At 39.6% G+C, this 19,898-nt stretch carries 17 protein-coding genes; 11 read left to right on the top strand and 6 right to left on the bottom strand.

The genetic code is table 11. From position 1 onward, the window contains the following. Positions 1-360: 360 nt before the first annotated feature. The gene (locus CDC37_RS07790) at positions 361-1,221 is read right to left on the bottom strand and encodes an ArsR/SmtB family transcription factor (RefSeq protein ID WP_096621245.1); all 861 of its coding nucleotides are present in this window, start codon (positions 1,219-1,221) and stop codon (positions 361-363) included. Positions 1,222-2,344: 1,123 nt separating this feature from the next. On the opposite strand from CDC37_RS07790, the gene CDC37_RS07785 reads away from it, so the two are divergent. Beyond that, entirely contained in the window at positions 2,345-2,845 is a 501-nt protein-coding gene (locus tag CDC37_RS07785; protein WP_096621244.1) for a glycine-rich domain-containing protein, read from the top strand. A 56-nt stretch (positions 2,846-2,901) separates the two neighbouring features. Here CDC37_RS07785 and CDC37_RS07780 read toward each other — a convergent pair whose 3' ends face one another. Next, positions 2,902-5,223, bottom strand: a complete 2,322-nt coding sequence (locus CDC37_RS07780; protein ID WP_096621243.1) for an ATP-binding protein — start codon at positions 5,221-5,223, stop codon at positions 2,902-2,904. Between the two features lie 741 nt (positions 5,224-5,964). On the opposite strand from CDC37_RS07780, the gene CDC37_RS07775 reads away from it, so the two are divergent. From CDC37_RS07775 to CDC37_RS07730, 10 genes are all read left to right on the top strand, one after another. Next, positions 5,965-6,624 (top strand): hypothetical protein, encoded by a 660-nt coding sequence (locus CDC37_RS07775; RefSeq protein WP_096621242.1) that lies wholly within the window; start codon positions 5,965-5,967, stop codon positions 6,622-6,624. A 264-nt stretch (positions 6,625-6,888) separates the two neighbouring features. Then, complete coding sequence (locus CDC37_RS07770) at positions 6,889-8,175, top strand: AAA family ATPase (RefSeq protein ID WP_096621241.1); 1,287 nt, start codon at positions 6,889-6,891, stop codon at positions 8,173-8,175. Next, positions 8,168-8,773 (top strand): RloB family protein, encoded by a 606-nt coding sequence (locus CDC37_RS07765; RefSeq protein ID WP_096621240.1) that lies wholly within the window; start codon positions 8,168-8,170, stop codon positions 8,771-8,773. Before CDC37_RS07770 ends, CDC37_RS07765 begins: the two co-directional genes overlap by 8 nt. A gap of 419 nt (positions 8,774-9,192) precedes the next feature. Then, positions 9,193-10,437: a glycosyltransferase family 4 protein gene (locus CDC37_RS07760; protein WP_096621239.1), complete on the top strand. Its 1,245-nt coding sequence runs from the start codon at positions 9,193-9,195 to the stop codon at positions 10,435-10,437. A 193-nt stretch (positions 10,438-10,630) separates the two neighbouring features. Further along, the gene (locus CDC37_RS07755) at positions 10,631-11,131 is read left to right on the top strand and encodes a DUF2231 domain-containing protein (protein ID WP_096621238.1); all 501 of its coding nucleotides are present in this window, start codon (positions 10,631-10,633) and stop codon (positions 11,129-11,131) included. Further along, positions 11,128-11,727 carry a DUF2231 domain-containing protein gene (locus CDC37_RS07750; protein WP_096621237.1) on the top strand — a complete coding sequence of 200 codons (600 nt, stop codon included), beginning with the start codon at positions 11,128-11,130 and terminating at the stop codon, positions 11,725-11,727. Before CDC37_RS07755 ends, CDC37_RS07750 begins: the two co-directional genes overlap by 4 nt. Positions 11,728-11,737: 10 nt before the next feature. Continuing rightward, complete coding sequence (locus CDC37_RS07745; RefSeq protein WP_096621236.1) at positions 11,738-12,637, top strand: cytochrome c oxidase subunit II; 900 nt, start codon at positions 11,738-11,740, stop codon at positions 12,635-12,637. A gap of 188 nt (positions 12,638-12,825) precedes the next feature. Then, positions 12,826-14,490: a cytochrome c oxidase subunit I gene (ctaD, locus tag CDC37_RS07740; RefSeq protein ID WP_096621235.1), complete on the top strand. Its 1,665-nt coding sequence runs from the start codon at positions 12,826-12,828 to the stop codon at positions 14,488-14,490. A 378-nt stretch (positions 14,491-14,868) separates the two neighbouring features. Beyond that, entirely contained in the window at positions 14,869-15,492 is a 624-nt protein-coding gene (locus CDC37_RS07735; RefSeq protein ID WP_096621234.1) for a cytochrome c oxidase subunit 3, read from the top strand. A 227-nt stretch (positions 15,493-15,719) separates the two neighbouring features. After that, complete coding sequence (locus tag CDC37_RS07730; protein ID WP_096621233.1) at positions 15,720-17,210, top strand: GMC oxidoreductase; 1,491 nt, start codon at positions 15,720-15,722, stop codon at positions 17,208-17,210. Between the two features lie 703 nt (positions 17,211-17,913). On the opposite strand, the gene CDC37_RS25455 is transcribed toward CDC37_RS07730, so the two are convergent. From CDC37_RS25455 to CDC37_RS25150, 4 genes are all read right to left on the bottom strand, one after another. Further along, complete coding sequence (locus CDC37_RS25455; RefSeq protein WP_255408923.1) at positions 17,914-18,420, bottom strand: hypothetical protein; 507 nt, start codon at positions 18,418-18,420, stop codon at positions 17,914-17,916. A gap of 46 nt (positions 18,421-18,466) precedes the next feature. Further along, entirely contained in the window at positions 18,467-18,736 is a 270-nt protein-coding gene (locus tag CDC37_RS25450; RefSeq protein WP_096621230.1) for a glycosyltransferase family 2 protein, read from the bottom strand. Positions 18,737-19,025: 289 nt separating this feature from the next. Beyond that, positions 19,026-19,463, bottom strand: a complete 438-nt coding sequence (locus tag CDC37_RS25155; protein ID WP_231943297.1) for a glycosyltransferase — start codon at positions 19,461-19,463, stop codon at positions 19,026-19,028. Between the two features lie 117 nt (positions 19,464-19,580). Continuing rightward, positions 19,581-19,892, bottom strand: coding sequence for a glycosyltransferase (locus CDC37_RS25150; protein WP_231943296.1), 312 nt, complete (start codon positions 19,890-19,892; stop codon positions 19,581-19,583). Positions 19,893-19,898: the final 6 nt, after the last annotated feature.

The following is a 19,898-nucleotide window of genomic DNA, read 5'->3' as shown; positions in this document are numbered from 1 at the left end:
TAAAGCGCTATACCCGCAGGGTTATTGTAGACTCGCGCAACTACGTACCTTTCCTCAAGCTTAAAAATTAAATTAATGTGGTGGACTAGTAGTAGGTAAACCAACCCATTAATCAACGTTTATAACTCACTTTCTCGCAATGCACTGATTTCTAATTAGGACTTGCTGAAAAAGAAGATATAGAGGGTATTTTAGTCACAAAAAGTGCTTTCCAATAAGGTGTGTAGAAGCTCAAAAACCTTGAACTGTAATTTTTTGCAGTCTATGAAAAGTGGAATTGTTGGTTTAAAACTATTCTCTACTCCCTACTCCCCATTCCCTACCCCTACTAAAAGACTTTTGCCGCAGACCCTATTAAAATTACGAAATAGCACTCCGTAAACTCTGTTCTAAGCTGCTTAAATCAACTTGCAAACGTTGTAAAGCACGAATTGCGACTCCACCCCCACCAGTCGTACCTTCTTGCAAAATTCCTAACAGTAAATGTTCCGCTTCAATTTGATTCCCATGTAACTTTTGTGATTCTGCTACCGCAAGTTCCAATGCTCGTTTTGCTCTCGGTGTAAAGGGAACATCAACTAGAGATATTTGTTTCCCTCTACCGATAATTTTTTCCACTTCTTGTTGTACATCGGCTAAATTTACACCCAAGTTATTTAGTATTTGTTGACAAATCCCATCTCCTACACCTAAAACTCCAATCAATATCTGTTCTGTACCAATAAATTCATGTTGTAAACGTCGTGATTCTAGTTGCGCTAAATGAATCACCCTCATCGCTTTTTCACTAAAACGGTCGTAACCAGATAGATAAAATCGACTCGACAGCGAACCCAGAAGATTTGTAAAAACCGACTCAAAAAATCGAAAGAAATTATTTTGCATAAATCCATCCTCCCCAGATGTTGTATTTATGGGTGTATCGGTCGTAGTTAACGCTTTTTGCGTAGATAAAAATGACAGCAAATCCTGCATTGCTTCCGCATTCGCTGAGTAATACAAAAACTGTTTGTGTTTACGAGAAGTTACTAATTTCTCGTGACGGAGTTTTTCTAAATGGTGGGATAGGGTTGAATTCGGAATTTTCACTTGTTCCTGGATTTCACCCACCGTCACCCCTTCCGGATATGCAGCAAAAAGTAGCCGCATAATCTCTAAACGCGGTTCCGAACCCAGTGCTGCGAACATATCCGCATATTGAGCTGCTTGAGATGATGCCATATTTCTAGAATAATCGAAATAAATATCATGTCAATAGTTTATCGCAAAAATCATTCAGAGGATAGATCGCGAGATAAATCGAGGTTTATAAGCTTTGATACCAAATTTAGCGATGGGTGCGAATGGTTTGGTAGGTCAGCTTTGATGGGTAAAAAAAAAGTACGTGGTTGCGCTTTAGCGATCTAAAATAAAGCTTTTTTAGGACTAGAGCTACTTACTACAAACTCTGCATTTTTGCCTTGTCAGACCGTTATTAATCTACCACGTAAGTGGTCGGAGAGTTTCATAGTTGTGGCTTTAGTCTTGAAAAAGTATCAATATGAAGCACTAAACCTGGATTTCTCACGAGTCAGTTGTAAGCCTTGGGTAACGAATTGATTTTCCTTCTATTCCACAAGTGTTGAATCTTAAGATTTTAGCGGTTGATACCAAGTTGTGTATTGGTGCTGGTGATACCAAATTTACCCTGCAATTGACTTCATTGTCATTAATAGAAGCTCAAATTCGTGCAAAGACCCTAGATTTTTAAAGTTATGTATCGAAATTCAACACTTTTGCTTCTATTCACTACTCCCTACTCCCTGTGAGTTTTAGGGTTTTGTGAGAAATCCAAGTAAAGCGTGACCATGAACCTTTTCTTATACATCAAAATTAATGTGGTGGAGTATTAGTTGCTGTGATTTTGTGATGCTTGCGTGATTCCGATTATTGCAATTTAATTTTAGTAGTGAAGATATCGGTTTTGGTTGTACCCTGTGGGAAACTGCGCGACTGTCAACGGTTAACTGTCAACAACCCTACATGTAAGATTTTATAAATCCTCAACGGATTCCCGTAGATTTTGAATTGATTTCTGGAATTATCAGAGTATTGTCTGTATTTAAATAATACAATACGTAGCCTTTATATACGATAAATATGCAGATAAATTCAGGATAATAATATTCTGAAAATGCTGATAACCTTTATTTTTCAATTGCTGTAGGGAATTTAGGTATGTCGAAATATCTCATTTTAGCAGTTGAAAAATAGTGAATATAAAAGTTGAGTCTATCTGTAAAATCATCATAAAATGTTCTCTTGCTGATGCTATTAACTATTAAGTAAAGGAATTACATTGAAAATGGTAACAAGTAGTTTTTGGGATAGATTAAATAAGTTAGATTTTAGTTTGGTGACTGATAAGTTGACATCAAAGGAGTATGGTTTAGGTTGGAGCGAGGAAAGGGCGAAACAAGCGATTTCTCGATATAAACTATTTTTGTTTTTGCGATTTATTTATCCTCAAGTTTCCTTAGCTCCGACTGTAGAAATTGATGAAGTTTGGCATACCCATATTTTAGTTGATACCTATCAATATATGCAAGATTGCCAAAATTTGTATGGTTATATTTTACATCATAGATTTGCGCCAACAGAGCAAAATACTAGCCAAAATTTCAACTGGATGGATGCAAAATTACTCTTGCAGAAATACTTGGGTACAAATATTTGGGATGACACAGATACAGAAACAGCACCATGTATTGATTTGCCTATTTATCCCCATTTACCGACCCATCTGAGTGCTTGCATGACATTGCCTACACCTTATTTACAAACTCAGGAGATGGAAAAGGTTTAAAAGACGAGGGAAAAATTACCCAAACAGGTAATTAATTCCTCTTTCGTAGTAATATATCAAACATTTTTTTCCTCTAAACTGTCGAGTAAATCCTGCATTTCTTGAGCTTCTACAGTCATTTTCAAACTCGTAAAAGCATTTGCCGCTTTATGGGCTAAATCTTGGGATTGGCGAATATTTCCCGATGATTTCTCCAACTTAGCATAGGTAGCTTGATGAAATGCGATCGCCCGAGCATCCTTATTCTCTAAAGCCATTGGTAAACTGTAGTCTAGTAGTTGTCGCGCTTGCTCTAAATTACCCTGTTTAATGGCAATATCTGCTAGCCAATTGTGAATCGCAGCGATCGCTCTTTGCCATTTTACCGTTTGTGCTTGTTCCAATGCTTGGGTAAACACTACACTTGCTTGTTGATAATCCGCTTGCTGGTAAAAAATTTGACCTCGATAGTAGAGAATATGGACTAATTGTTGCTGCTGCTCCAGGTCGGGGAGGGAGGATTGGGTGAGTAAATTTTCCTCGGTTTGCAACCATGTTTGTGCTTGTTCCAATTTACCGAGGTGAATATACAAAATTACCATATTTGTAGCCAATTCCAACTGGAACTTGATGGTTTGGTGGTGACGTAAATTCCAAGCTTCCTGAAGCAGACCTTCCGCTTCTTGGAGTTGACTAGGTTGACGTAAACGGACTAAAGTCGCAGCGCGATCGCTCATGATTTCCACACAGGTAAACCAATCACCCACCTGTTTTGCTGCTGTGATTAACCAATCCGTCCAATCTAGACGTTCATCCCAATACCCACGGGTGTGAATATACCCTTTGATATGTTGCCACAGCGATCGCACATCTGCATAGCGACCCTGAGTGATACACCACTCCAACACCGCTCGTACATTTTCCCATTGTTGATCCAGATGGCTATAACCTAAATGCCATTCCTGCCAAGTCTTTCCTCCGTAATCCTCCGAAAACTGCACATACCACTTCACCCAGCGATCGCGTACTTCCTTGGCAAACTGACTGTGGGCTGCCAATTCAGCTAAACTATACTCACGGGTTAAGGCTAGTAATCCGTAATATCCCTGGTTCTGTGTAACGAGTGAAAGTTGTTGTAACTTAGCTAAACCCTTAGATGTAGACACTGGATCGGCATCTTCAAAAGTAATCTTGGCAATTGTTTCCCTGACAATTGGCTGTATAAATAAAGACAATGCCATGAGTAAGTAATGGGGAACTGTTTCCCGTAAAGGTGTAACAGAAGCGAGGAAGCAAAACCTTGCGACATCACTCTGGGAATCTGTGATTTGTAACAATACATCCGAGAGTAAATACCCCGCAGCAAGTTGACCAATTCCGTAAATAATAGCTGCGGGAATTCCACTTACACGGGTAAATAACTGGTGGGATTCTTCATGGGTGAGACTAATTCCCTTTTCTTTTGCTTCATGTTGAATTAAACGTAAACCAGCTTCCCGTGATAAACAACTCAACCGAATTGGTACAAATAAAGCTTGTTCGCGAGTGGTAATGACAACTTTGACGGAGGGGGGTAGGTCGTAGAGAAAAGCTAACACTTCCTGTTGATCTTCAATTGTTTCTAAATTATCAATGATGAGGAGGGTGGAAATTGTGGCTAATCTTTGACGAATTAATTGAATTTGTTCGTAAATTGGTAAATTGGGAATTTCTTTAATATCTAAAGTTCTCCCAATTTCCAAACAAATATCTCGTAGGGTTCTTTCCCTGGTTAATCTGGGTAAAATACCCATACTAGTTAAATAATTTTGCTTGGCAGAAGTAAAGATAATGGCTTGAAATTGGGGTATTTCTGATATTTCTGATGAGTGAATAGTTGCTTCTAAACAACGATAAGCAGCTTCTAAAACTAGGGTAGTTTTACCAACTCCACCGATTCCATCCACACTAATTAAATGAGCTGCATGATTATGGTCTAATAATTCCATCAATCGGGAAATTTCTTGAGTCCTTCCTACAAATAATGTGTATTCCCGCGCTGGTAAATTCTGATAAATTTGGGGTTTAGTAATTTGACTGAAGGGATTGGGTACAGAATTTGTTTTGCTAGTTACTTTTTCACCATAATTTGTATGATTAACTGCGTTTTCCAACTGAGCTAATTTTTTATTTAGGGATATGCGTAAACGATTTTCTTTCCCACGACTATTACCACTGACATTTAATTTTTTATATACCTGACCCATTCGTTTCAAACAAGCATCCGCAGAAGTACCTAATTTTTGTGCAATCTCTTCGTAACTTTGGTCATCACCGAAACGCATGATGAAAACTTCTTCTTGTTCCGGTGATAATTCGTGGTCTTGAGCTATTTGACTTAAAAAACTATGGGGAAACATTACTGTTGAAGTATATTTTTACAACTTCTTCCCATTCTAACAAGGTTTTCGGAGGATAGCAGAAAAGTTTACAGAGTTTTTGGGAGTGTAGCTTGAAAAATAGGGAGCAGGGAGTAATAATGAACTATTTTCTCTCCTGGCTGTGTCTAAATGGCCTGGGGAAATAACCTATATGTAATGGTTACACCAAAAACCTATGAAAATGAATTTTCCCTACTCCTCACTTACTTTCAAGTCAGGAATAGGCTGTATCTTAGACGCTTTGCACTTAAGCTTCAAGCTACATGTTGCGTCACACCTCTAAGAATAGCTTGGAAATGGAGGGAGAAAAGAGTTATACCATTTCACAAAAATTTTGATACATTTTCTTACCCTTGCATCCACTGTTTCTCTAAATGGATTAACTCCAAAGTCAAACGGTATTAGGAAGTATTTACGTCAAATACGGGTTGATTTTCCGTAATTATCCTGATCCATCTCAAATATGAAGAAACTGTTAAAGGATACATCAGTGTTTTCTCCTATATTTCGATATTTTCATTGTGTAAACATTTTTGGCAAATATAAACCTACAGATATTTAATACAAATTTTTCTAAATTACTTGGAGTTATTGGTTACAGTAGAAGAGTGAATATACTTAACGATAATATGAGGTAAATAGATATTTGTCAGTGAACAATACGTGCATTAATACTTAGGTAAAAATACCGCTATTCTCTTGATGTATTATCTATAAATTATGAAAATCACACTTGTTTCTGGACATAAAAGTGACTGGAATGCAGGAGCGTCAAAGGTTTATTTGCATCTTCACCATGAATTGCAAAACCTGGGCTGCCAAGTTCAGTTATTCAATGCAGAAGATTATATCAATACAAACTTGCCGAGTATTGTGTCGGTATTAGTATACGCATTTGCAGTTGAAAAAAGAATATTTACTATTGCTAAAAATAGTGATGTAGTGGAGGTGGCAGGTAATATTGGCTGGCGTTTATTTCAGCGCTTAAAGAAATTAGGTGATGATAAAAGACCACTTTTAGCTATGCGATTACATGGTCTAGAGTTTCTGGATGAACAAGCGAGGATCACTCAAGAAATCGCCCAATACATGAAATTACCCCTCAAGTATAAATTGGCGACCCGTCACTGGATTAATTGGCAAGAATTTAAAACCATTAAACTTGCGGATGTGGTAATTTGCCATAGTTCACGGGATGCGGATGCAATCGTAACTGCGGGATTAAAACCGGAATCCCAGGTCAAAGTCTATCCCTTGGGAATTGCACCCCAATATATTTGGCGATCGCAAGTTACGGGAAAAACTAGGAACAAATGCGATCGCAACTGCGAAATACCTTTCCTGGGAACGTTTTGGTCAGCAAACCCAATCTTTATATGAGCAACTTCTCCAAAGTTCTCCGGTGAGAACTCAAATAGATAAGCAGTTCCTACTAGGAATTACTCGTTAACAGAAAAATCCAGCTTGAAGGCTGGATTTTTTCTTCTCAACATCGGATATCTGATGATAAATCTTGATAAGTAAAGTTTTAACGAGGATTAAGATATCAAAATATCTTAATCTAATAATCCTAATTTCTGCTAACTTTGAGATAGGTATTTGTGATTTTTTCACAAAAAACCTGCTTAAGTCAGAGGATGAGTCATGCTTATCGAATTTAGTGTTGGTAATTACAGATCATTCAAGGAGCCAGTCACCTTTAGTATGGTGGCAGCTAATTTGGTATCAAAAGATAAGAGCCTTGATGAAAATAACACTTTTGAGATAGATAAGCATCTGAAACTACTGAAGACGACTGCAATATATGGAGCCAATGCTAGCGGTAAAAGCAATCTTGCGAAAGCATTACGCTTCATGAAGTGGTTTATGGTCAACTCATCGAAAGAAACTCAAAGTACAGATGAAATAGAAGTGGAACCGTTTAGACTCAGTACAGAAACTGAAGGAAAGCCGTCACACTTCGAGTTAGCATTTTTAATGGACGGAAGAAAATATCGATATGGTTTTCAGGTAACGCAAGAGCGAGTAATATCTGAGTGGCTATTTTATGTTCCTAAAGTTAGGGAAACTAATCTATTTGAACGTCAACTTGATAGTATCAAAACCTCCAAAGTTTATAAGGCCGATGGTGTTCAACAAAGAACTAGAAGTAATGCGCTTTTTTTGTCTGTTTCCGCTCAATTTAATGTTGATATAGCCGAAAGAATTTTAGAGTATATAGCGGATAAGCTTAACATAATTTCAGGTCTGCATGATGAAGTTTATCGAAATTATACAATCAGTTGTCTAATAAATAATAAGAACAAAGCTGATATTGTTCAATTTGTCAAAAAGTTAGACTTAGGGATTAGCGATATACAAGTTGAGCAGGAAGATTTTACCGATGAATCACTACCCGATGAAATGCCGGATGTTTTGAAGAAGCTCATAATTAAAGCAGGAAGAGGTAAAGCAACTTCAATTGGTATTTCCCATCAGAAGTTTGATGCTGACGGGAAGCACAAGTCAATCGAAAAGTTTGATTTAGAAAGTCATGAGTCTGAAGGGACAAAAAAGGTTTTTGCCTTAGCTGGTCCTTTGATCTGTGCTTTGAAAGAAGGAGAGATTCTAATTATAGATGAGTTTGATGCAAGACTTCATCCTTTAATTAGCCTTGCAATTGTTAAGCTATTTAATTCTCAGGAAGCAAATCCCAACAATGCTCAACTAATTTTCATGACCCATGATACCAATCTACTTAGTAATAAAATCTTTCGTAGAGATCAGATTTGGTTTACTGAAAAGAACAGATATGGTGCAACAGATTTGTACTCCCTAGCCGAGTATAAAATACGTAATGATGCATCTTTCGAGAGTGATTATATCAAGGGAAGATATGGTGCAATCCCTTATATAGGTAATCTAAATTACTTGATTGAAAGCAATGTCTAAAAGAAAGCCATATTCCCGTGGATATTCTTCGAGAAAAGTTGACACGAAAGAAGTTAGACAGAGATTCTTGATTGTGTGTGAGGGGGAGAAAACTGAACCTAATTACTTTAGAAGCTTTCGTGTTCCTAAAAATGTTGCAGAAATAGATGTCAAGGGATTAGGAAAAAATCCTAGTAAACTCGTAAACTTTGCTAAAGAGTTAAATCAGCAAGAAGAGTATGATCAAGTCTGGTGTGTTTTCGATAGAGATTCTTGGACTCCCGAAGATTTTAATAATGCTATCAACAATGCTGAAAACCAAGGTTTCCAAGTAGCTTATTCTAATGAAGCATTTGAATTATGGTATGTCCTTCACTTTGAGTTTATCAATACTGGAATTCCTCGAAGTGATTATCTCAAAAAATTAGGTCTTCTTTTGAATCGAGGGTATAAAAAAAATAGTGAAACAATTTACGATGAACTACTTGATCAGCAATCTACCGCCATCAGAAACGCTACGAATCTACTCAATCAATACGATCCTCACATTCCTGCTCAAGACAATCCTTGTACAACAGTGCATCTTTTAGTCCAAGAACTCAATAAATTTATTAAGTAGTAATGTAAGTTGCTAGTTAATGCCTCTAAATGTATCATAATGTATCGATGTGATACATAATATCTGTTTTCCTGTATTTTTAGACACGAAAATTTTAGATTTTGTACTTGAAAATCGATATTCTTTTATAACTAGCAACTTGGGTTAGCAGACTTTAATTATATCGACATTCTTTTATAAATAGCAACTTGGGTTAGTAAACTTTGATTATAAAGTTTTGTCAACCTTGATTGCGAATTCGTAAGTAGCAGTAATATTTTTATCCAGTAATAGCAAAATCTGGAAAAAATTTACTTCCGATAGAGCTAATTCAGTATAATCCTTGATTAGAATGAATCGTGTGCTAACCAATTATGGAAATTTCTGAGGAATAATTGGTCAAATTAAACACTGATTAGCATTTTATTATCAGGGTATCTATGAAGTCAAAATCACTGAGAATTCTGTATGCAGTTGGACCTGAAGACGTAATTCAATCCTATAAATATTGGAGTCAAGGGGAACAATCTCCGGCACAGGTTTCTGTCACCTATTCTAGTCAATTTTATGATGTTTGTCAGGAATTCGACGCTCAAGCCTACGTAATTGCCCAAGCTAAAACCCATGACTTAATTCAGGGAGAACAATTTATGATTGAAAAACTCCCTGTTCCCCTACCGAATGCTGGTGGTATTGTGTATCATTTACGGCAAATATTCTACGGAATCAAGTTATTAATTTCTGCCTTGCGGTTTCGTGCGAATGTTTTAATTGCATCTAGTGGTACAACCCATTGGTTTGTTTTATATTTATTTTCCTGGTTAGGTATTCGAGTCATTCCCTCCGTGCATTGTGTATTATGGCGAGAATATGGGGGTCAAAGTTGGGGAGAAAAAATCGCTTTATATTTAAGTCGTCATCTGTTTGCCAATAAATGTGCAGGAATTTTAGCTGTATCGAACGAAATTGCGAGACAAATTCAGCAATTAACAGTTAAACAAAACTCTCCTGTATTTGAATTTTTACCATCCTATCGACCCAAGGATTTTGCAGATATCCCACCACCATCACCAGTGCGATCGCCGTTTCATGTTTTGTTTGCTGGTCGGGTAGAATACGACAAAGGGGTATTTGATTTATTAGAAATTGCCCGCAGCATTACCGCAGTCGGAATTAGTGATATTCATTTCCATATTTGCGGTGGTGGTTCCCAACTAGAAACCCTGCGTCATGCAGTCCGGGAGAGCGGGTTAACAGATAACTTTTTTTGCCACGGTTACTTACTCAAACCCCAAATGCGGGAAATGTTCGCTCGTTCCCACATTGTAGTTGTTCCCACGCGTACAGAATTCGTGGAAGGGTTTAATCGTGTTGTCGCCGAAAGTATTCTCTGTGGTCGTCCTGTCGTCACATCTCCCGTATGTCCAGCCCTATCCTACGTCGATGAGGCTGTAATTTCCGTTCCCCCGGAGGATATTTCTGCCTATCGGGAAGCGATTTTATTACTTTATCGCGATTTAGAGATTTATAACCGTAAACGTTTAGCCTGTCAACGGTTACAATCTCAATTTTACGACCGCGATCGCAGTTGGGGCAATCGCCTCAGAACCATTCTCCATCAAATTATCGAAACAGAAGCAAATCAGAACCACAACCAAAACAACATTGTCAGCCCAGTCTTGTAAATAGGAAATAGCTGTTTTTCTCTAACTCCCTGCACAAACGACCCGACGGGTCGTCTCTACTTCCTACACACTTTCAACTCAGCTAAATTTAATCTTTACTCCAGTTTACAAGTGTGGTTTTGTTGTTAATATCAAGTCGTAAGTTGTAGCAAATGCTTCGCTAGATATAAACAAATATGTAGAAGGGAACACAATGTTCGAGAATTTGCTTCCACCCCTAAATGAACATAATCTACCCTATCCGGATACCATTCACCCCATCGTTGTCCATTTTGTGATTGCGATGGTTTTATTTGCCTTCCTTTGCGATGTAATTGGCTACTTTACCCGTAATCCCCGTCTATTGGAAGTGAGTTGGTGGAACATGTTTTTTGCCACCATTTCCATCTTTGTGGCCATTGTTTTTGGTCAAATCGAAGCTGGTTTAGCCCTAGCTTACAGAGCCGTCGAACCAGTATTAAATTTACATACCCTAATAGGTTGGTCATTATCGGGGGTGATTGCTGCAATTACCGGGTGGCGGTATGTAATTCGTTTACGCGACCCGAAAAGTTTACCGATTTCCTACCTAGGAGTAGGAGTATTTTTGACACTTTTGGTCTGTTACCAAATTTACCTGGGAGATAAACTGGTTTGGGTATACGGATTGCATACAGCACCAGTTGTCGAAGCCGTCAAAGAGGGGATTTTATGAGTCAAGAACTAGTCGAGCATTTGTCTCTAGGTGCAAATGGACTACCCTACACCATTCCCATCCATCCTAATCTAGTCCACTTGACCCTGGGATTATTTATTGTCGCGATCGCCTTTGATATTGTTGGTGTATTTTATACCCTAGAAAAACCCGTATTTAAATTCCTGGCAATTCCAGCCACCCGTGCCGCCTTCTTTGACGTAGGTTGGTACAATATGCTCGCCGCCGCCATTGTCACCTTTTTTACCGTTGCTTCCGGATTCTACGAAATTATCCTCGCCCAACCCCCCAGTGATGTCAAAAGCGCTTGGGGACTCCCAGCCGCAGAAACCCTGATTTGGCATGGTGTCGGTGGAGTATTTCTCCTAACCATGATTGTGGGGATGACTGTCTGGCGAGGCTTTCAACGTTTTTACTGGCGCAACGACATGTCCCGACAAGTGCAATGGAGCTATCTGCTTGTTGGGCTAATTATTATGTTCCTCATGTACCTCCACGGTACACTAGGTGCCCATATGGCTGGCGAATTTGGTGTCCATAACACCGCCGTCCGTCTACTGCGGTTAGGTGAAAATCCCAATCTTGTGTTGAAATAATTTATTAGTGATGAATAACCGCAATATTATCCTGTTAATCATTAGTTTTATCGTCCTAGCTATCATTAGCGTCTGGATTGGGCAACAATCCTACTCCTGGCTACCCCCTGAAGCCGCAGCCGAATCCATACTCATCGATCATCTATTCAGCTTTCTAGTCACCATTGGAGCTTTTATTTTCCTGGGAGTAACCGGAGCAATCCTGTATTCGATTATTTTCCACCGCGCTGGTAAATATGATATGAGTGATGGTCCACCCATTGAAGGTAATCTCACCCTAGAAGTGGTCTGGACAGCCATACCCTTCGTCCTGGTCATTTGGATTGCCATCTATAGCTACCAAATCTACGACCAAATTTCCCTTCGCGGACCAATGGATCATCACTTCCACATGTCAATGGGTATGCCATCCGCAAATGCCGCATCCCTTCCAGAGGAAAGTACCCCCCCACCCAAAATCGAAGTTCATTCCAAGCAATGGGCTTGGGTGTTTCGCTATCCCGAACAAAATATTACCAGCACAGAATTACATTTACCAGTAAATCAACGCGCTTACCTCCAACTCACCTCCGAAGATGTCATCCACGGCTTTTACATTCCCGCATTCCGCGTCAAACAGGATGTCATCCCCGGAGAAACCATCGACTTTGAATTTACCCCCATCCGGGAAGGTAAATATCGCCTACGGGATTCCCAGTACAGTGGAACCTACTTTGCAACAATGCAAGCCGATGTCGTCGTCGAATCCGCCGAAAAATACCAAGAATGGTTAAAAATAGCCTCTAGCCAACCACCATCCCTAGCCTTCAACCAAGCAGCATCCGAATATACCAAAAAAACAGAACACCCCATTCACACCGATTGGCCAACCGTAATTCCAGCACAACCCCCAATAGTAAATTACCACTAAGTAGATCGGTATTGTTTACACACGAAAAATTGTCGTAGAGACGTAGCAATGATACGTCTACGAATAAATTACGGATGTTGCTGAATTTAGCTCAGAACCAATGAAAGTGGTTTTTTCCCACTCCCCACTCCCTTTCAATTCAGTAATTAGAGATTCCCAGTAATCCAAAATCCAAAATCCAAAATTCCATGACTAGCACACAAACAGAAACAACCAAAATTCACGAAACCCACCATCATCCACCCACCACCTGGAAAACATTTTTTAGCTTCAGCACCGACCATAAAGTCATCGGTATCCAATACACCGTTACAGCCTTCATCTTTTTCCTCATCGGTGGCATATTCGCCATGATTATTCGCGGTGAATTAATCACCCCCGAAGCAGACCTGGTAGACCGCACCGTCTACAACGCCATGTTTACCATGCATGGAACCGTCATGCTATTTATGTGGACATTCCCTGTCCTTGCAGGTTTAGCCAATTACCTCGTCCCCTTAATGATTGGCGCACGGGATATGGCCTTTCCCCGCTTAAATGCCGTAGCCTTTTGGATGGTTCCTATCTTCGGTATTATCCTCATGGCCAGCTTTTTTGTCCCCGGTGGTCCAGCTCAAGCTGGATGGTGGTCTTACCCACCGGTTAGCACCCAGAATCCTACGGGTATTTTGTTTAACGGTCAATTTCTCTGGTTGTTAGCAGTAGCCCTATCGGGGATATCATCGATTTTAGGGGCTGTAAATATTGTCACCACTATTATCAGAATGCGTGCCCCAGGAATGGGATTTTTCCGAATGCCAGCCTATGTTTGGACTGTGTTAAGTGCCCAAATTATCCAGTTATTTGGATTACCAGCCCTCACCGCAGGAGCAGTGATGTTGTTATTTGACTTGACGGTGGGAACCAGTTTCTTTGACCCTGCTAGGGGGGGTGATCCGGTTTTATACCAGCACTTTTTCTGGTTTTATTCCCATCCAGCAGTGTACGTAATTATTTTGCCAGTATTCGGGATTTTTTCGGAAATATTTCCTGTCTATGCTCGCAAACCCCTATTTGGTTATAAAGTCGTTGCTGTCTCATCTTTAATTATTACCGGTTTAAGCGGCATTGTTTGGGTACACCACATGTTTACCAGTGGTACACCCGGTTGGATGCGGATACTGTTTATGTTCTCGACGATGTTAATTTCTGTACCCACTGGTATAAAGGTTTTTGCCTGGGTAGGGACAATTTGGGGAGGAAAATTACGATTGGATACACCGATGTTATTTGCATTGGGTGGGTTGATTATGTTTGTATTTGCCGGGATTACCGGGATTATGTTGGCATCTGTTCCCGTGGATATTCATGTGAATAATACCTACTTTGTTGTTGGTCACTTCCACTACGTACTTTACGGTGCAACAGTCATGGGTATTTATGCTGCCATTTACCACTGGTTCCCGAAAATGACCGGACGGATGTATTACGAAGGTTTAGGTAAATTACATTTTTGGTTGACTTTTATTGGGACAAACCTGAACTTTTTCCCCATGCATCCATTAGGATTACAAGGAATGCCTCGTCGAGTTGCTTCCTATGACCCCGAATTTGCTTTTTGGAATGTAATTGCCAGTATCGGTGGGTTTATCTTGGGGATGTCAACTTTACCATTTTTGTTGAATATGGTTAGCTCCTGGGCTGATGGGAAAAAAGCACCCGATAACCCTTGGAGAGCAATTGGTTTGGAATGGTTGGTTCCTTCTCCACCCCCAGTGGAAAATTTTGAGAAGCAATTACCAATTGTGATGGCTGAACCCTATGGTTACGGGAAGTCAGAAGATTTGGTGGCTAATGCATCGGATTTGAATTAATTCAGGAGACAGGAGGAAATTCTGTTATCCTAATTTGAAAAAAAAGAATGTAACGGATGAATTGTGTTTGTAGAGACGTAATATATTACGTCTCCACAAATATATTACGTCTCCAAATAATATATATTACGTCTCCACATGTATTTCATATTCTGGATGTGTTGCCGACATTTTTGAACCCGTATTATCTAGGATTCCGGTAATTCTGCACTTGATAATCATCAAAGGTCGGGTTTGATGACAATAATTCGATGTTGAAGCAATTAATTTGAAAAACCCGACTTCTACTGTTGGTGATAATCTAAAAATCTGAAAATTCAAAATCCATAGACGCACGTAGTGCGGCTTCTCGAAGAGTAATCCAAAATCCAAAATACCATGACTAGTACAGATAGCACGCTTTCTTCGGAAAATTTACAGCCATCAATTCATGAAATGGCTCGTGAACACGAACACGATACGGAAGGCAATAGCATGTTTGGCTTTATTGTCTTTTTGCTGTCAGAAAGTGTTATTTTCTTGAGCTTTTTCGCTGGATATATTGTTTACAAAACCACTACCGTTGATTGGCTACCTCCTGGTGTAGAGGGTCTGGAAATTAAAGAACCTGCTATTAATACGGTGATTCTAGTTTCCAGTAGTTTCGTGATTTATTTGGCGGAAAGGTTTTTAAAAAGCAAAAATATCTGGGGTTTCCGCTTCTTTTGGTTGCTGACGATGGCAATGGGTAGCTACTTTTTATATGGTCAAGCCGTAGAATGGGGGAGTTTAGAATTTGGTTTTACATCCGGTGTGTTTGGTGGGATGTTTTATTTATTGACGGGGTTTCATGGTTTACATGTATTTAGTGGGGTTTTGTTGCAGTTGGTAATGTTGATTCGCTCTTTTATTCCTGGTAATTATGACAATGGTCATTATGGAGTGGATGCGACTTCTTTGTTTTGGCATTTTGTTGATGTAATTTGGATTATTTTGTTTGGTTTGATTTATCTGTGGCAGTAAGTTCCGGATTGCTCACAAACTTCTAAAATTTACAGGGAGTAGGGAGTGGGGATTTGGGGGTAGTGGGAAGATTAGACGCTTACCGCTCACTTCTTCTAAATGCAGGGAGTAAGGTGTAGGTAGGTGTGGTTTAGTAGCTTGGTTTTTCGGCGCTAAATTGCTACTACGAGCCTTTTAGATAGATATGTGATTGCCAAAAATTGAACAATTTCTCATGAGAAACAATTATGATTATTGATGACCACTACTACGACGTAATTATTATTGGTACTGGTGCTGGTGGGGGAACTTTGACCCATAAGTTAGCAGCGACTGGGAAAAAAATTCTGGTGTTAGAAAGGGGTGAATTCTTAGCAAAAGAAAGCTCCGAATTAGTAGATGTGGAAGTGTTTAAAAAAGAAGATTTCCATGCACCGGAACAGTGGTACGATTCCGATGGAGAACCTTTCCATCCCCAAACTAGTTATTCTGTTGGTGGTAATACCAAACTTTATAGTGGGGTGTTGTCGCGGATGCGGGAACGGGATTTTGAACAGGTGCAACACCAAGATGGGATTTCTCCAGAATGGCCACTTAAATACAAAGATTTTGAACCCTATTATACGGAAGCGGAACAACTTTACCGGGTACATGGTATCCTAGGGGAAGATCCAACCGAACCACCCCATAGTCAAGATTATCCCTTTGATGCGGTTGATAGCGAACCCCATATCGAAGAAATTTGTCAACAGGTTTCCCAACAAGGTCTAAATCCAGCCCATTTACCGATTGGAATCGGAGACCAGGGACGGACAGATGCGGAGGATACGGGAGTAACTCCAGCAATGAAGGTAAACGAAAATATTACCCTGAAAACCTCTGCACGGGTGGTATGTTTGCATACTAATCCTTCCGGGAAGGAAGTCAAGGCTGTACAGGCAGAAATTGGCGGAAAATTCTATTTATTTATGGGGGATATTGTTGTTCTGTGTTGTGGGGCAATTAATTCAGCCGCTTTATTACTACGTTCGGAAAACGATTCCCATCCCTTCGGATTAGCCAATAGTTCCCAGCTAGTTGGGTGTAACCTGATGAAACAACTGATGACGGTTGTTGTCCAAATTACTGCAACACCGAATTCGGGTTTATTCCAACGAACCCATTACTTGAATGATTTTTATTGGGGCGATCGCGATTTTTCCTATCCGATGGGACATATTCAAAATGCTGGTGGTATTCTACGGGATGTGATTTTCGCTGAATCACCGCCTATTTTATCAGTTGCAACTAAATTAATGCCGGGATTTGGTTTAAAGCAGTTAGCAAAACGTTCCATTGGTTGGTGGTTACAAACGGAGGATTTACCTCGACCGAAAAATCGAGTTCGGGTAGATAAAAATAAACTATATGTGGATTATACTCCTAATAACACGGAAGCCCATGACCGTTTAGTTTATCGCTGGATTGATGTTCTCAAGGCTGTGGATGGAAATAAACAAAACGTTTATCCCCGTGGAGAAACACCTATTTCCGTAGTTGCACACCAGGTGGGTACATGTCGATTTGGAGAAGACCCGAAAACCTCGGTGTTGGATTTGTATTGTCGCACCCACGATGTGGATAATTTGTATGTGGTTGATGGTTCTTTCTTCCCTTCTGCTTCTGCAACCAGTCCTGCTTTAACGGTGATTGCGAATGCGTTGCGGGTGGGGGAACATTTGATTGAACGGTTGGGGTAATAGCCTCCATATATCTAGTTTTAAGTAGGGTCTGCGGAATAAGTCTTTTAGTAGGGGTAGGGAATGGGAAGAGACGCGACATGTCGTGTCTGTACTCTCGAAGGAAAAATCAGCTTTATAACCCCATGTCCAGAGTCAGGAAGATAGTCAAAATAGTAATGATTGTAATAATTAATTCTTGACAAACAACCTCTCAAGTCTAACTATTTTTCAGCAAGTCCTAAGTAGGTAGGTGCAATTAAACATAAAACCACAATGTAACCAATCATTCGGCGTACAGACGCGATATATCGCGTCTCTTCCTACTCCCTGATTTTTCAATATCTTTTCCGCAGATCCAGATTAATTCAGATTAATTTCTGTACAAATTTTCAGGATTTGCAATCCGCGTTTGGTGGTGATGATTTGGTTTAGGGTGGTTGGTTTCGTTGCTTGACTCCGTTGATGGATGGGTAATTGCCAAAAACTTTGTTTTTCTGCTTGGGATTGCTGGTTAAATTGATTTGCAGATTGTAAATTTGATTAGAATAATTTGAGGTAGTGTTTAATGTTGGATTTGACTGGGTGTAAAAGGGTAAAAAGCGGTTTTCCTGGTATGGCAAAAATTTTCAGTGTACAGACGAATATCCACAGAAATATTTCTAATTTGAAGATGGTGGATAAATCGATGTAAATTGCCTGGAATTAATAAGTAAATTGTTGACTAATGCTGTCGATTGGCGTAGGCTTTCGATGCCAGATAAGTATAAAATAAGCCACTAGCCCAGTGGAAGATTTGGGGATTGATTTGTTGATAGTTTGCTTGCCAATGGGATAATATTTCTTGATAGGCTTGTGCCATTACGGAAATGTTACTGGAAGCTGTATTTTGCTGCTGACGATAGCCGAGTAAAAAAGCTGGGACAACACCTATTTTGTATTTCGCTGCAATTCGTAGTGTCAGTTCCCAATCTTCGCAGTGATTGTATTTATAACCACCTACCTGTTCTAGACTTTGACGACGAAATAGGGGTACGCTGGCATTGCCAATAAAGTTTTGATAAATTAGTAGGGGTAAAAAATTTCCCTCAATGCTGTATATTTGGAGAGATTGGCAATCAGTATCAAATTCACCGATCACAAAATCATATTCATCAATAAATACCGACCAGATATAAACTAAACCCACTGACGGGTGAGTATTTTCTAAATAGTGAACTTGATGTTCGATTTTGTGAGGATGCCAAATATCATCTGCATCTAAGGGAGCAATGTACTCACCTTGATTGACTATAACTAATTGCTAAATTTCTCGCTGCGGCTACCCCTGCATTTGCTTGGGTAATTAATTGAACTCGACTATCATTCCTTTCCCACTGACGCAGAATTTCTACTGTGCGATCGCGTGAACCATCGTCAACAATAATTATTTCTAAGTTCGGGTAGGTTTGATGACATACGGAGGCTAGGGTTTGCTCGATAAATCTTTCAGCGTTATAGGCAGGAATTATCACCGATACTAGTGGTAAATCTGTAGTTACACCCATGCAGATTGAAAATCACAAATCAAGTCTTTATAATCAGATTAATCCAATCCGGAAGTTTTTAAAAACTATTTCAAAAGCTCCTTCCTGATACCAATCATCTGAGTTAATAATACCAATTATATCCCCACTAGTACCGCGCGGCGTAAATACACCTACCTTTCCCCTCGCTCCCATGCTCCGCGTGGGAGCATAATCTGCGAGGCTCCTGCTTCGTGAATGAAGGCAGAGCCTTCAACTCACTAAGCGACCACGCGGAGCGTGGTCACTAGATAAAAAGTTAATACTCGGTTTATTTCAGCCAACCTGTACTAGCATGAATAATACCTTTATTCATGGCATCATAGGCTCCCGCATCCGCTTCGGAAATAAATATCTGAATGTATTCTCTATATTTATTAATTATTTCCTGGGTATTATCTGTGGAACCACCGTCAATAATAATATATTCGACGGGAATTTTCTCCGAATTATTAATCACACTCAAAATTGATAGCCAACACAAACCCATCAAATAGGGTCGAGATATACGTATGGGTTGACAACCACTAAAGCCAATACATAATAAACAAATTGGTAGGCTGTACCGCATCAAATGATAACTGGTAGGATTAAAAAAACTGGCAACAATTACTAATCCCACAGCAATTAAATCTAGTATCTCTAACTGTCGGCGTTGTAATAAAATCTGTACTCCCAAAATCACCGTGAGGATGGGTAAACCAACCAATTTTGGCGTAGGGTAATTCTAATTCATAGGGTAGCCAATAAATTACCGCGATCGCATATAATATCAAGTAGTGGAAGAAGTAATTTACTAACATCTGAATGGGAATGATTCTTAAACTCATTTTCCCCCTACTGACTGAAGGATGTCCGCGAATAACTGAGTGTATGCTTGAGCTTGTTGTTCTTGAGTGAATTTTGTGACTACTGTTTTCCGTGCATTTTCCGATAAAACTTGATGGCGTTGATTGTCTTCTAACACGCAATTCACGCCATTTGCTAATTCTTTGGTCTCAAAAGCTGGAGCTAAATACCCGTTATATTTATGCTCAATCATATCACTGATGCCACCAATATCAAAAGCTACACAGGGAGTTCCACAAGCAAGGGCTTCTAAAATCGAATTCGGAAGATTATCTTGAGTCGAAGCCACCACCAC

The organism is Calothrix sp. NIES-3974, assembly GCF_002368395.1.
Taxonomy (GTDB): Bacteria; Cyanobacteriota; Cyanobacteriia; order Cyanobacteriales; family Nostocaceae; genus NIES-3974.
Note: the sequence above shows the minus strand (reverse complement) of the source record. Positions and strands in the feature narration are given on the sequence as shown.